This is a genomic window from Streptomyces sp. NPDC051987 (assembly GCF_040680735.1).
GTDB lineage: Bacteria > Actinomycetota > Actinomycetes > Streptomycetales > Streptomycetaceae > Streptomyces.
This window is the reverse complement of record NZ_JBFAXI010000016.1, coordinates 78699-93131: the sequence shown is the minus strand read 5'-3', so window position 1 is coordinate 93131 and position 14433 is coordinate 78699. Positions and strand designations below refer to the sequence as shown.

Genomic DNA, 14433 nt, shown 5'->3' with positions numbered 1-14433 from the left:
CGGCCAGCGGGAGGAATTCACCGCAAGAGCCGAAAAACCGAGCAATCCACTGCGGACCGGTGCCCCTTCGACGCCCGGATCGCCGGCGGCACACCGTCACAAGCCCGTCAAAGCGCCCTGGCCATTCACCCGGCACTCACCGCGGCGCAACACGCAGTGCGGCCTCGCCGAGCTCTGTAAATTCGGGATGACTTCGGCCTACTGGCTCGATCGTGGCACACCGGAAACCCGAGCCGAGCACCACTGCGTCAGGCTTCACACCATCCTGACAAAAACCTGCCGTCAACCACATCGCTTGAAATGAAACACACGGTGGGGAAAATCCTTGTAAACCCTTGAAGTAAACGGCCGGAGAGCCCTGCTCCCCGGCCGTTCGCCGACAGGAACTCAAGCCCGGCCGCCGTCACCCACCCACGCGGCGGTGCGTGCCCTCAGGTCGCCCGACGAGGCGCCGACCCAGACGGTCCGCCGGCCGGTGCCGAGCGTCCAGCGATGGTGCCGGGCGTCCCAGGACGACAGGGTGCGCGCGGCGATCCGTACGGTCACCCGCCGGCGCTCCCCGGCCCGCAGCTCCAGTCGCCGGTAGCCGCCCAACACCCTGACGGCCTGGTCGACTCGGAGGTGCGGGGAGGGCCCGACGTACACCTGCGGCACCGCGATCCCGGTGCGGCGCCCGGTGTTGCGCACGGTGAAGACGACCTCCAGCCCGCCGTGCGTCCAGCGCGCCCGCGCGTCGGAGTAGGCGAAGGAGGTGTACGACAGCCCGTGCCCGAAGGGGAACAGGGGCCGCACGCCCCGTGCGTCGTACCAGCGGTAGCCGGCGTGGATGCCCTCCGAGTACTCCTCCACACCGTCGACGCCGGGGTAGCGGCGCGGATCGCCGGCCACCGGGTGGTGGTCGTCGTCGGCGGGGAAGGACTGGGTGAGACGTCCGCCCGGGTCGCTGTCGCCGAAGAGGACGGCGGCGGTGGCGGCCGCGCCCTCCTGGCCGGGGTAGTACATCTGGAGCACGGCTCCGGTCCCGGCCAGCCACGGCATCGAGGTGCACGAGGAGGTGTTGAGGACGACGGTGGTGCGCGGATTGGCCGCCGTCACCGCGCGGATCAGCTGTTCCTGGTGGCCGGGCAGGGCGACGGTGGTGCGGTCGAGGCCCTCGGTGGCGTCCTCGTAGGCGAACAGCACCACGTGACGGGCCGCTCGGGCCGCGGCGACCGCGCCGGCGACGTCCTGGGCACGGGTCACACCGGTGATGCGGCGCAGCCGGAACAGCAGCCCCGAGTCGCCGCCGTCCGCGGTTATCTTCACCGTGTGGGCGCCGCGGGCCAGTCGAAGCGTCCTGCGGCGCACGCCCAGGCCGTCGGGGGCCGTGGCGACCAGGCCGCCCGAGAAGTACTCGCCGTATCCGGCCGCGAGCGGGAAGAGCTCCTCGCCGTCGAGCAGGACCTTGGGGCGGGCGGTGGGCGCGGAGGAGAACTGGAGCACGAAGGTCCACTCGTCGTTCTCGGCGACGGTGAGCGTGCCGTCGTACGCCCACTGCTTCCCGGCCCCTACCTGCTGTCCCTCGCTGGTGAAGCCGGGGCTGAGGGCATCGGCCGGCAGGGCCTTGCCGAACAGGTCCTCGCCGAGGGCGTAGGCGACCGGGCCGCGGTTGCGGGCCTTGATGGCGTCGAGAGGGCTGTCGGCGTGGTCGGGGACGACGTGGGCGCTGCCGCCGCCGCTGACGAAGGGCAGCGAGCCGGTCGGCCCGATCACCGCGATGCTGCCGCCGTCCAGGGGCAGTGCGCCGTGCTCGTTGCGCAGCAGGGTGGCGCCCGCCTTGGCGACCTCCAGGGCCACGGCGGCGCCCGCCGCGGCGTCGCGGCCGGGCCGGGGCGGGGCGCTGCCGTCGAGGAGGCCGAAGCGGTCCATCACCGAGAGGATCCGCCGTACCGCCCGGTCGACGTACCGTTCGGGCACGCTGCCGTTCCGCACCGCCGACTTGAGGGCCGTCCCGAAGTACGTGCCGTCGGGCATCTCCATGTCGAGCCCGGCGGTGATCGCGGCGACGGTGCTGTGGGCGGCGAACCAGTCGGTCATCACCCAGCCCGCGAAGCCCCACTGATCGCGGAGGATGTCGGTGAGCAGGGTGGTGTTCTCGCAGGCGAAGGTGGAGTTGACCCGGTTGTAGGAGCCCATGACCGCGCCGGTGCCGGCATCCACCGCCGCCTCGAAGCCGCGCAGTTCGAGTTCGTGCATGGTCTGTTCACCCGCGTGCACGTCGATCGTGTTGCGGTCCCGCTCCTGGTTGTTGAGGGCGAAGTGCTTGACGGTCGCGATCAGGCCCTCGCCCTGGATGCCCCGGATCTCGGCGGCGACCAGGTCGGAGGCGAGCAGTGGGTCCTCGCTGAACGTCTCGAAGTTGCGGCCCGCGTAGGGGGTCCGGATGAGGTTGACCATCGGGGAGAGCAGCACGTCCTGGCCGAGGGCGCGGCCCTCGCGGCCGATCACCTGACCGTAGCGGCGGGCCAGTTCGGGGTCGAAGGCGGAGGCGAGCAGCACAGGGGCGGGCAGCGCGGTGGCGTGCGCGGTGATACGGACGCCGGCCGGGCCGTCGGCGAGTCTGAGGGGCGGGATGTTCAGCCGGGGGACGCCGGGCACGTAGCCGGCCTGGCCGAGCGAGTCGGGGTCGTCGGCCCCGTGCAGGAGGGAGATCTTCTCGTCGAGCGTGAGCCTGGCGAGCAGTCGCTCGACGCGGGGCCCTGCCCCGGCCTCGGGTCTGTCCGCCGCCGCGGCGGGCGTGAGGGGGACGAGTCCGCCGGTGGCCGCGGCGGCGACCGCGACGGCACCGGCCGTGAGACGCAGGGCGGATCGTCGGGAGACGGTTTCGGACATGGCCGTCACTCCTTCGGTGTGCGGGCACGACGATGTGGACCGCGAAGACGCCGCAGGCAGCCCCCGAAGCGCGTTCGGCCTGTGAACACCCCATCTCTCAGAGTGCCTTGACGAACAGTCAGCGGTACCACCGGCGCGTCGGAAACGTAGATCCGGTGGTGACTCGTGTCAACGATCCGAACAAGAAAAGGAACCGGCGCCGACAAGAACCGCATGCGGGGACGAGCGACAGCCGGCGGGGCCGGTCCACCGGGGCGGGGAGCGAGAGGGGGCGGATGCCTTCCCCGGGCGAGTGAAGGGGTGCGTGGCGCGGTCGAGGCCGGGCAGTCCTGGCCTGCGTCAGCCGGACGCCGGACGGGACGGGGGTCTGCGCAGCAACCACTGCGCGAACGCCCGACGCGGGGGCCGCACCACCACGCGGCCGTGGGCCTTCTGACGTCAGCCCAGCAGGCGGCTCACTCCGCCCACTCCGCCCACTCCGCCCACTCCGCTCGCGATGTCGGGAACCGAGTGCAGGACGTCGCTCACCGTGACCGGTACAGCCTGCACAGCGTGCCGGACATCGCCGGCCGCCACGAGGACCGAGCCCGAGCCCGACGGCCTCGGATGCGCGGGCAGGCCGGGCAGGGTCGGGGTGACGGCGACGGGACGCTGCCGGGCAGCGACCTGTGCGACCCGGGTGCCGTACGGCTCCCCCGGCTCGGCGGACCGCTCTCCCGGAGCGGGCGGCGGCGCGGCGGTCCCCGCCGGCCCGGTCCCGCCCGGCACCGACGCGACCGGAGGCGTGACCTCCGGCGTCCTCGACCCGCCGCCGCTCCCGGACTCCAGCACCCACCGTTGCCGCACCGACCCGTTCCGCTTCGTCACGACCACCCGCGTGCCGTCCGCCGCCAGCGCGAGGTCCCTGTCCCAGTGCAGCAGCAGTTCGCCGCGCACCGTCAGGTCGTACGAGACCTCCCCCGCGTGCACCAGGCAGCCCGAGACCACGACGCGGTGCGCACCGGGGTCGGCGACGAGGCACAGGGTGGGGTCGAGCGCGCTGCGCAGCATGCCGTCGTCCTGGTACGACCACTGCTGGGACCCGGCGCCCGAACAGGGGGCGAGCCGCAGGTCCGCGCCCACCCGCAGGCCACGCTCGCCCCCGTGCACGTCGACGCAGCGCCCGGCGTCCCGGCCGTGCCCGGCGGCAAGGCTGCGCAACCGGCCGTGGGCGACCTCGACGGGCTCGCCCACGGAGGCCGTGGAGGGGGAGCCGGAGGAGGGCGGGTGCGCGGTGGCGCCGGGCCGGGTGGCTCCGCCGCCGGGTGCTCCCCAGGTGGTGGCGCCGGGGCGGGGGACGCCGTTGTCGTCGGACCAGCTTCTGGTCGCCAGCACCGTGGCGAGCAGAGCGAGGGAGACCAGGCCGACAGCGGCCAGCACGGCCTTGCGCCGTCCGGTGTCGGGGACGATGCGATGCCGCCCGCCGTGCGCCGCCGCGGGTACGGACACGGGTGCGTGTGCCGGCGCGGGTTCGCCGCCGGGCGCCCAGGCCTCGACGACCGCGCCGCGGCCGGCCCGCGTGTCGAGGTAGCGGCGGGCACCCCAGCCGAGCACGGTTTCGGCGAGCAGCACCTCCAGACCGCCGTCGAAATGGCTGAGCTGTTCGGCGGCGTGCCGGCAGTACCGGCAGTCGGTCAGATGCCGTTGCACATCGGGGAGCAAAGAGCCGCCGCGGCGAATGGGAACGTCGAGGAGCCGGTTGTAGAAGCGGCATTCCTTCGAGGGCGCGAGTTCCCGGTGGGCGCGCACCAATCCGGTCCTGAATTGTTCGCGGGCCTGGTCGAGGGCGGCCGTGGCGGTGACCGCGTCGACCCCTAGCAGACCAGCCGGTATGTTTATGGATTCACCTTCGACCTCACAGTGCCAGAGCAGGCATTGCGAAGCTCCCGGAAGGGCCTGGAAAGCGCGCTCGGCGAGTTGCCTCCTTTCGGGGGTGCCGGGCCTCGCGGCGCTGAGTCCGCGACCGCCGGTGGTCTTGCGCAGTTCCGGTGCGACGATGGAAACGGCTTCGTCGGCGGCCCACGCGCGGACCGTCTCCCGCACCGCCACGAGCAGCTGCGGGCGCAGGGCCCCGCCCACCGCGCCACCGGCCAGCCTGCCGAGGACCCGCTCGAAGGCGGCGCTGGCGACGAGTTGCGCGGTGGGCGTGGCGGCAGCGAGACAGACGACGGCGTAGTCGCAGGTGGCGCGCCAGTGCCGGGCCAGCAGCAGGGCGACGGCATGGTGTCTGGCCGCAGGGGCACCGGTGAGCTGCGCGATGAGATCGCGGTCGGACTCCCCCGGGGTCACGCCGGGGCGAGGCGGATATGGCGGGCGTGGGGGGTAGGGGGGTTGCACTGAACTGTTTCCTCCCGTACCGCAGGACGGCGTGCATGGGCGCCCTGACGGAATGCAGTGCCGATTGGTGCGTACCTTTAGGGTCCATAACGAGCGGCCGCCGGGCCGCACTGACCTACGGACCCCTCCCGCGGGGTGGCTCACCTTTGCACACACGTCTCACAGGAAACAAGAACTTGGAGTGACCAGAGTTCAAAGATGGGGAAATTCAGATAAGTTACCGTCGGTATCCCGTACTCGGCCGGGATTCGGCGGCCGCACCGTTTCAACTTGTGCACGCCGCGGACCGGATGCCACACGAAACCTTCAACTCCTGGCCGGTCCCGTCCGCTCGGTCACCCGCGCCGGAACGCGGAGTCCACAGCCACCTCCCACGTTTCTCCCGGCCCTCTCTCATCCCGGCGGGGCAGCATGTGCCGCATGATCGCCCCCCACTCCTCCCCCGCCCCCGCGTCCCCCCGATCGGTCCGCAAGGCGGTGGTGCCGGCCGCCGGGCTCGGCACCCGGTTCCTGCCCGCCACCAAGGCGACGCCGAAGGAGATGCTTCCGGTCGTCGACAAGCCGGCCATCCAGTACGTCGTGGAAGAGGCCGCCAAGGCCGGGCTCGACGACATCCTCATGGTCACCGGCCGGCACAAGCGGGCCATCGAGGACCACTTCGACAGCGCCTTCGAGTTGGAGCAGGCGCTGGCCGCCAAGGGTGACACCGTGCGCCTGGACGCCGTACGCGATCCCGCGCGGCTCGCCGACATCCACCACATCCGCCAGGGCGACCCGCTCGGCCTCGGCCACGCGGTGCTGTGCGCCAAGCACCACGTCGGCGACCAGCCCTTCGCGGTACTCCTCGGCGACGACCTGATCGACGCCCGCGAGACGCTGCTCAGTCAGCTGCTGGACGTGCGTGACCGGTACGAAGGCAGTGTGGTCGCCCTGCTGGAGGTCGACCCGTCGCAGGTCCACCTCTACGGCTGCGCCGCCATAGAGCCGACCGGCGAGCAGGGAGTGGTCAGGGTGACCGGCCTGGTGGAGAAGCCGTCCGCGGAGAAGGCCCCCAGCAACTACGCGGTCATCGGCCGCTACGTCCTGGACCCCCAGGTGTTCGACGTCCTGGAGCGGACCGCGCCCGGCCGCGGCGGCGAGATCCAGCTGACCGACGCGCTCCAGGAGCTCGCCGCGGCCGGCACGGTGCACGGGGTGGTCTTCGACGGACTGCGCTACGACACCGGCGACAAGGCCGACTATCTGCGCACGGTGGTCCGGCTCGCCTGCGAACGGCCGGACCTGGGGCCCGCGTTCACCGCGTGGCTCAAGGAGTTCGTGACGGGCCTGCCGGAAGCGGGGGCCGATCACGAGGAGAGCCGCGTCGCCTGAGCCGCCCCGCAGGGGGCGGGGGCACCCCCGGCCGAAGACTGGGGGAAGCACGCGGAGCGCGACAGCAGCGAACGGCCGACCGCCGGAACTGCCGCCGCCGGGCCGACCACGGAAGCCGACCAACCGGCCGCGCGAGCCGGACCGGCCGGCGGCGGAAGGCGGTGTCCGCCGCCGGCGACGCCCTCAGGGAGGCCGGTCAGCTGTTGGGACGCAGCGTCCAGACGACCGTCATCTCGCCGGTGACCGCGCCGTCCTCGCGCGTGATGGCGACGGTGACCGGGAACTCGGGGCGCTTGCCCTCGTCGAGTTCGGCCACGACGTCGGCGACCGGGCGGCCCAGCGTCGCGGTGGCCTTGACCGGGCCGAGGGCGACCTTCTTGTACGCGATCTCGGCGCTGACGGCGAGCGGCACGGCCCGGGACAGCTGGTCGCCGAAGGCGGCGAGCACGATGGCGCCGCTCGCGGATTCGGCGAGGGTGAACATCGCGCCCGCGTGCGGGCCGCCGATGTGGTTGTGGAAGTCGCCCTGGTCCGGCAGGGACAGCACGGCCCGCTCCGGAGTGGTCTCCAGGTACTCCAGGTTGAGGGTCCGCACCATCGGGACCGTGGCGGCGAGCATCTCGCCGATCGACATCTGGTCAGTGCTCATGACGGGCATGTTACTCACGAGTAGACAGCTCTGACCAGAGCCGTCACGGTGCTCGCCGTCGCCATGGCGGTGAGCATCGCCACAGGTGCCGGGCGGCCGCCGGGACGCCCCGGCACTAGGGTTACGAGCCATGTGGCCAGAACAGCAGCCGCCAGGGGGCGAGCAGTACCCGCAGAACAACCCGTACCGGCAACCGGGTTACCAGCAACCGAATCCGTACCAGCAGCCCGGCTACCAGCAGTACCCGCAGCAGGACGGGTACGGCGGGCAGCCGCAGTGGGGGCCGCCCGCACCGGTCGGCGCTCCGCGGACACCACAGGGCGGGGGCGGTGGCGGCGACCGCACCAAGCTGGTCGCGGTCATCGCGGCGACGGCCGTGGTGGTGACGGCCGGGGTGACCGGATTCCTGGTCCTCGGCGGCAACAAGCACGACGAGGACGCCGGCGCCGACACCGGCAGGAACCGGCAGGCGACCCACTCGCCGAGCGTCCCCGCTTCGGCCTCGGCGTCGTCGTCCGGGTCGACGGACGACGGCGCGCGCGGAACCGACGCGACCGAGAGGCCGACGGTCGCGGGCTGGAAGACCGTCGTGAACCCCAAGTGGGGCACGGCCTTCGACGTGCCGGCCGACTGGGAGGTGCTGACCTCGGGAACCTCCGTCGGCTTCGAGGACACCGACGGCAAGCCGATCATCACGATGTCGGCGCCCGCCCAGTACAGGTCGAAGTGGTGCACGAGCGACGACGACAAGGACGGCAGGACCGAGGACACGGCCCTGGCGGCGGTCGGCACCAAGGGGGAGAGCGGCGCGAAGAGCCCGGGGGACGCGGCCGTCCGGGAGGTCCCGTGGTGGGTGTACGGCGGGTACACGCAGCCGGACAGGAAGAGCATCACCTACGACAGGAAGGCCACCGCCTACACCACCGCGTCGGGCCTCAAGGGCGCCTACGCGTGGGCGCGTTCGACGCACACCCCGCAGAAGGGCAAGTGCGCGGGCGACGGCAAGGCGATCACGTTCGGCTTCGAGAACTCGGCGGGCGACCTGGTGTCGTGGGACTTCTACGGCGCCCGGGGAGTGAACGGCGAGGTACCGACAGCGACGATCATGAAGATCCTCAGCACGGTGCGGCTGCACGGCACCCCGACCGGGGGCTGACGGCCGCCCCGGGCACCGTCTCCCGGCGATCCGGTGCCCGGGAAACGGTTTGGCAAGGCCGCCTGCCGGCCGGGATAGTCGGTCGGTGACCTCCGCCTCCGACTCCACTGGCTCCCCCGGCTCCACCGGCTCCCCCGGTGCTCCGGGCGCGTCCGCCCGCCCGCGCCGACCCGCCTGGGCGGGCCGCAACTACAGCCTGCTGACCGCGGCGGCGATCGTGACGAGCCTGGGCGCCAACGGCTCCCTGATCGCTGCCGCGTTCGCCGTGCTCGACGCCGGTGGCGACGCCGGGGACGTCGGCCTGGTGGCCGCCGCCCGCACCCTCCCGCTGGTGGTGTTCCTGCTCGTCGGCGGGGCGGTGGCGGATCGCTTCCCCCGTCACCGCGTGATGGTCGCGGCCAACGCCGTCAACTTCCTCTCCCAGGGCACCTTCGCCGTGCTCGTGCTGACCGGCGATCCCCGGCTGTGGCAGATGATGCTGCTCACCGCGCTGGGCGGCACCGGCCAGGCGTTCTTCAGCCCGGCCGCGGAGGGCATGCTGCTGTCCTCGGTGAGCGGCGAACAGGCGGGCCGCGCCTTCGCCGTGTTCCGGATGGCCATGCAGGGCGCCGCCCTGGCAGGCGCGGCCCTGGGCGGTGCGCTGGTGGCCGCGGTGGGTCCCGGCTGGGTGCTGGCGGTGGACGCGGCGGCGTTCGCGGTCGCCGGTACGCTGCGCTCGTTCCTCGACGTCAGCCATGTCCAGCCACGCGTTCCGGGCGGGGGAATGCTGGCCGACCTCCGGGAAGGCTGGCGGGAGTTCACCGGGCGCCCCTGGCTGTGGGGGATCGTCGTCCAGTTCTCCGTCGCGAACGCGGTGGTGGGCGCCGCCGACGCGGTCTACGGCCCGCTGGTCGCCCGCGACAGCCTGGGCGGACCGGGCCCGTGGGGGCTGGCGCTGGCCACGTTCGGCGCGGGCACGGTGGCCGGCGCCCTTCTGATGACCCGCTGGAAACCCCGCCGGCTCCTGTTCGTCGGCACGCTCTGCGTCTTCCCGCTCGCCCTGCCCTCCGCGGCGCTCGCGGTACCCGCCCCCGTGGGAGTCCTGTGCGCGGTGATGTTCGTGGCGGGCACGACGGTCGAGGTCTTCGGCGTCTCCTGGATGACCGCGCTGCACCAGGAGATCCCCGAGGAGAAGCTGTCCCGGGTCTCGGCGTACGACTGGTTCGGCTCGGTCTCGCTGCTGCCCCTGGCGACGGCGCTGGCAGGCCCCGTCGAGCAGGCCGTCGGCCGGGGGGCGGCCCTGTGGGGCTGCGCGGGGCTGGTCGTCGCCGTCACGGCCGCGGTGCTCCTCGTGCCGGACGTCCGCGACCTCACCCGGCGTACGGTCCCGGTGACCACGCGGCGGCCGGCCGCCTCACCCGATCCCGAACGCTCCGCCGGGGGGCTCGGGTGACGATACGGCGTCCGCGTCCCCGACCGGCCGGGCGGCGCCGACGAACTCCCGCAGCGCGGGCCCGTGTTCGACCCGCGCCGGGAAGGCGTCGGCGGCCGTACGGCGGGCCAGGGCACCGGCGTCGATCGGCCGGTGCGAGGCGACGAGCACCGCGTTCCCGAACCGTCGTCCGCGCAGCACGCCCGGCTCGGCGATGAGCGCCAGCTCCTCGAACACCGTGGCGAACGTGGCGAGTTGCGAACGCAGGAAGCCGAAGGGGGCGGAGTCGGCGAGATTCGCGAGGTAGACCCCGTCGTGCCGCAGCACCCGCTCGGCCTCCTTCGCGTACCCCAGTGAGGTCAGATGCGCGGGGATCCGGGAGCCGCCGAAGACGTCCGCGATCAGCACGTCCGCCGAATCGGCGGGCGCCGCTTCCAGCCAGGCGCGCGCGTCGGCGGCGTGCACCGCGATCCCGGCCCGTTCCGGCAGCGGCAGATGCTCGGTGACCAGCTCCAGCAGCTCCCGGTCGGCGTCCACGACGTCCTGCCGGGAGCCGGGCCTGGTCGCCGCCACGTACCGGGCGAGCGTGCAGGCGCCTCCGCCGAGATGCAGCACGTCCAGCGGCGCGCCGGCCTCTGCCACGGTGTCCAGGACGTACCCCAGCCGCCGTGCGTACTCGAACTCGAGATGCGTCGGCTCGTCGAGATCCACATACGACTGCGGCGCCCCGTCGACGGTCAGCAGCCAGGCCCGCTCCCGATCGACGTCGGGCATCAACTTCGCGGTCCCGCGCTCGGTGACCCGGACGACGGGTATGGATTCACTCACCCCACCATTGTCGCCCTCCCGAGGACCCCCAGCCCGACGCCCGCTCCGGCGCCCCGCAAGGGGCGCGGGGGACTGCGCGACCGGCCCCCACCGGCCCGCAGCCCCCCACCGACCGCGACTCACACCACGGCGGTCACGATCCCCGCACCCCACGCACCGCGATCTCACGCCACGGCGGTCACGGTCCCCGCCCCCACGGTCCGGCCGCCCTCACGGATGGCGAACCCCAGCCCCGCCTCCAGCGGCACCTCCCGCCCCAGCTCCACGGTCATGTCCACCGTGTCCCCGGGCCGGGCGACCGCCGTCTCGCCGAGGTCGACGTCCCCGACCACGTCCGCCGTACGGATGTAGAACTGCGGCCGGTACCCCGTCGAGACAGGCGTCGTACGCCCTCCCTCGCGCCCCGACAGGACGTACACCCGCGCCGAGAACCGCCGCGCCGGGACCACACTCCCCGGCGCCGCGACCACGTGCCCCCGCCGCACCGCGTCCCGGGGCACGCCCCGCAGCAGCAGCGCCACGTTGTCCCCGGCCTGCGCCTCGTCCATCGGCTTCCCGAAGGTCTCCAGGCCGGTGACGACCGTCTCGACGTCCGCGCCGAGCACCTCGACCCGGTCCCCGACCCGCACGGTCCCCCTCTCGACCGCACCGGTCACGACGGTCCCGCGCCCGGTGATGGTGAGCACGTTCTCCACCGGCAGCAGGAACGGCGCGTCCAGATACCGCTCCGGCATCGGCACGTACGTGTCCACCGCGTCGAGCAGCGCCTCGATCGACGCCGTCCAGCGCGGGTCCCCCTCCAGCGCCCTGAGCCCGGAGACCCGTACGACGGGTACGGACTCGCCGCCGTAGCCGTGCGCGCTGAGCAGCTCGCGGACCTCCAGCTCGACGAGTTCGACCAGTTCCTCGTCGGCCGAGTCCGCCTTGTTCAGCGCCACCACGACGTGGTCGACGCCCACCTGCCGGGCGAGCAGCACGTGTTCGGCGGTCTGCGGCATGATCCCGTCGAGCGCGGAGACGACGAGGATCGCTCCGTCGAGCTGCGCGGCCCCGGTGACCATGTTCTTGACGTAGTCCGCATGGCCCGGCATGTCCACGTGGGCGTAGTGCCGGGTGTCGGTCTCGTACTCGACGTGCGCGATGTTGATGGTGATGCCGCGGGCGGCCTCCTCGGGGGCCCGGTCGATGCGGTCGAACGGCACGAACGTGCCGGTGCCGCGCTCGGCGAGGACCTTGGTGATGGCGGCGGTCAGGGTGGTCTTGCCGTGGTCGACGTGGCCCATCGTGCCGATGTTGAGATGCGGTTTGGTGCGGACGTATGCCGTCTTGGGCATGGCTGTACCTCGAAGCGTGTCCGTAGGAGGAGCGGGGACCCCGAGGAACCGGCCGACCCTCCCCCTGCGGGGTCCGCCGGACTTTCCGGGGAGGGTCAGCTTCGGGCGCCGTCGACAGCGGCCGCGAGAACGGGAACGGCAGCCTTCGGCGCGTCCGCGACTGCGGACGCTGCGACGAGGAAGGCGAACCGGAACATGACACAGATCATGGCCGACGCGTCGTCCCACGTCGAACGGTTTTCCGCCGCTCCGGTTCGCCCAAGGGACAGGAACCGTACGGCGATCACACATCGGCTTCGGTTAGTGTCACCGAATGCTCGATGCCAACCGCTCTGGCACCGCCACGGCCCCTCCCCGGGTCGCCGCCACGGAGCTGCCCATCGCCGTGGCCGCGCCGGTGAGCTTCGGCGCGCGCTGCACGCGTGTGCTGCTGTCACCCTGGTCCCGGCTGTCCCTGCTCGTCGCCGTGCTGGCGGCTGCCGCGTCCTCCGTGCTGCTCTTCCATCCCCAGCGGCTGCTGACCCAGGGCTGGCCGCCCCAGGCGGCCGGCGCCACCGCGGTCGTGGTCTTCGCCGTGGCGTACGGCCTGATCACAGTGGCGTTCGTGCCCCGGCCGCTGCTGAACCTCGCGGCCGGAGCGCTGTTCGGCTCGTCGCTCGGCATGGGCGCGGCCATGGCCGGCACCGTGCTCGGGGCGTGGCTCTCCTTCGTGCTCGGCCGGCTGCTCGGTCAGGAGGCCCTGCGTCCGCTGCTCCGCGGCCGGCTGCTGAAGGCGGCGGACAACCAGTTCAGCAGACACGGCTTCCGCTCCATGCTGGCGGTACGGCTGTTCCCCGGCGTGCCGTTCTGGGCCGCGAACTACGCGGCCGCGGTGTCGCGCATGCGGTACACCCCGTTCCTGGTGGCCACGGCCCTGGGTTCGATCCCGAACGTGGCCGCGTACGTGGTGGCGGGCGCCCGCGCCTCGACCCCGACGTCCCCGGTGTTCCTGATCTCGGTGGCGGCGATCGTCGTCCCGGCGGTGGCGGGAGCAGTCGTGGCCTGGAGGAAACGCCACCACCTGCGCCCCAGGCGATAGCGCCCCGCACCTACAGCGCCCCGTAAGGGGCGCTGTAGGTGCCCCCGGCCGAAGGCTGGGGGGAGGAACTGCGCGCCCAGCCCCCACGGCGCCGCTGCCGCGCGACACCCTCACGAAGCACCCCACTGCGCACGCGGCGCCCCTCCCTACCTCACCGCCTCCAGGATCATCGCGTTCGCCAGCCCGCCCGCCTCGCACATGGTCTGCAGCCCGAAGCGAGCGCCGCGTTCCCGCATGGCGTGCACCAGAGTCGTCGTCAGCCGGGTCCCGCTCGCTCCCAGCGGATGCCCCAGCGCGATGGCCCCGCCGTTCACGTTCACCTTGGCGAGATCGGCCCCGGTCTCCTGCCGCCAGGCCAGCACCACGCTGGAGAACGCCTCGTTCACCTCGAACAGGTCGATGTCCCCGATGCCGAGCCCGGCCCGCCGCAGCACCTTCTCGGTCGCCGGGATCACGCCGGTCAGCATCAGCAGCGGGTCGGAGCCGGTGACGGCGACCTCGTGCACGCGGGCCAGCGGGCGCAGCCCGAGCCTCGCCGCGGTCTCGCCGGAGGTGATGAGCACCGCCGACGCCCCGTCGTTGATCGGGCTCGCGTTGCCCGCCGTGACGTTCCACTCGATCTGCGGGAACCGCTCGGCGAACCCGGGGTCGTAGTAGGCGGGCTTGAGCCCGGCGAGGATCTCGGCGGTGGTGCCGGGCCGCACGGACTCGTCGCGGGCGACGCCGTCCAGCGGAGCGACCTGGGCGTCGAACAGCCCGGCGGCCCACGCGGCCGCCGCCTTCTGGTGCGAGGAGACCGCGAAGGCGTCCAGGTCGGCCCGCGAGAGGGAGTACTTCGCCGCGATGAGCTCGGCGCTGATGCCCTGCGGGACCAGACCCTCCGGGTAGCGCGCGGCGACTCCGGGGCCGAAGGGGTCCTTGCCGGCCGGCACGTTGGACCACATCGGCACCCGGCTCATCGACTCGACACCGCAGGCGACGACGATGTCGTAGGCGCCGGACATGACGCCCTGGGCGGCGAAGTGCACGGCCTGCTGGGAGGAACCGCACTGGCGGTCCACCGTGGTCGCCGGCACGGTGTCGGGGAAGCCGGCGGACAGGACGGCGTACCGGGTGGTGTTCATGGCCTGCTCACCGACCTGGTCGACGGTGCCGCCGATCACGTCGTCGATGAGGGCCGGGTCGACGCCGGAGCGCTCGACGAGGGCGCGCAGCGTGTGGGCGAGGAGTTCGACGGGGTGGACGTGCGCCAGCGACCCGTTCGGCTTGCCCTTGCCGACGGGGGTGCGCACGGCTTCGACGATGACTGCGTCACGCATCTCGGGGACCTCGATTGCCAGTCTTGATTACCGGTGAGTA

General features: G+C 72.8%; 10 protein-coding genes. 4 read left to right on the top strand and 6 right to left on the bottom strand.

Translation table 11 applies throughout. The features are described from left to right. Window positions 1–387: 387 nt before the first annotated feature. Window positions 388–2871 (bottom strand): glycoside hydrolase family 3 N-terminal domain-containing protein, encoded by a 2484-nt coding sequence (locus tag AB0M11_RS12125; RefSeq protein ID WP_365704142.1) that lies wholly within the window; start codon window positions 2869–2871, stop codon window positions 388–390. 438 nt (window positions 2872–3309) lie between these two features. Beyond that, on the bottom strand, window positions 3310–5199 hold the full coding sequence (locus AB0M11_RS12120) for an RICIN domain-containing protein (protein WP_365704140.1): 1890 nt from the start codon (window positions 5197–5199) through the stop codon (window positions 3310–3312). Window positions 5200–5667: 468 nt separating this feature from the next. On the opposite strand from AB0M11_RS12120, the gene galU reads away from it, so the two are divergent. Further along, entirely contained in the window at window positions 5668–6618 is a 951-nt protein-coding gene (gene galU, locus AB0M11_RS12115) for a UTP--glucose-1-phosphate uridylyltransferase GalU (protein ID WP_365704138.1), read from the top strand. A 196-nt stretch (window positions 6619–6814) separates the two neighbouring features. On the opposite strand, the gene AB0M11_RS12110 is transcribed toward galU, so the two are convergent. Then, window positions 6815–7252, bottom strand: coding sequence for a DUF4442 domain-containing protein (locus tag AB0M11_RS12110; RefSeq protein WP_365704180.1), 438 nt, complete (start codon window positions 7250–7252; stop codon window positions 6815–6817). A 145-nt stretch (window positions 7253–7397) separates the two neighbouring features. On the opposite strand from AB0M11_RS12110, the gene AB0M11_RS12105 reads away from it, so the two are divergent. Then, entirely contained in the window at window positions 7398–8423 is a 1026-nt protein-coding gene (locus AB0M11_RS12105) for a hypothetical protein (protein WP_365704136.1), read from the top strand. Between the two features lie 85 nt (window positions 8424–8508). Further along, window positions 8509–9855 carry an MFS transporter gene (locus tag AB0M11_RS12100; RefSeq protein ID WP_365704134.1) on the top strand — a complete coding sequence of 449 codons (1347 nt, stop codon included), beginning with the start codon at window positions 8509–8511 and terminating at the stop codon, window positions 9853–9855. Here AB0M11_RS12100 and AB0M11_RS12095 read toward each other — a convergent pair. Continuing rightward, window positions 9817–10662 (bottom strand): fused MFS/spermidine synthase, encoded by an 846-nt coding sequence (locus AB0M11_RS12095; protein WP_365704132.1) that lies wholly within the window; start codon window positions 10660–10662, stop codon window positions 9817–9819. The two genes, AB0M11_RS12100 and AB0M11_RS12095, sit on opposite strands and share 39 nt — an antisense overlap. A gap of 164 nt (window positions 10663–10826) precedes the next feature. Beyond that, on the bottom strand, window positions 10827–11996 hold the full coding sequence (gene tuf / locus AB0M11_RS12090) for an elongation factor Tu (protein WP_365704130.1): 1170 nt from the start codon (window positions 11994–11996) through the stop codon (window positions 10827–10829). 313 nt (window positions 11997–12309) lie between these two features. Between tuf and AB0M11_RS12085 the strand changes: the two genes are divergently transcribed. Further along, the gene (locus tag AB0M11_RS12085) at window positions 12310–13074 is read left to right on the top strand and encodes a VTT domain-containing protein (RefSeq protein WP_365704128.1); all 765 of its coding nucleotides are present in this window, start codon (window positions 12310–12312) and stop codon (window positions 13072–13074) included. Window positions 13075–13220: 146 nt separating this feature from the next. On the opposite strand, the gene AB0M11_RS12080 is transcribed toward AB0M11_RS12085, so the two are convergent. Continuing rightward, the gene (locus AB0M11_RS12080; protein WP_365704126.1) at window positions 13221–14393 is read right to left on the bottom strand and encodes a thiolase family protein; all 1173 of its coding nucleotides are present in this window, start codon (window positions 14391–14393) and stop codon (window positions 13221–13223) included. Between the last annotated feature and the right edge of the window lie 40 nt (window positions 14394–14433).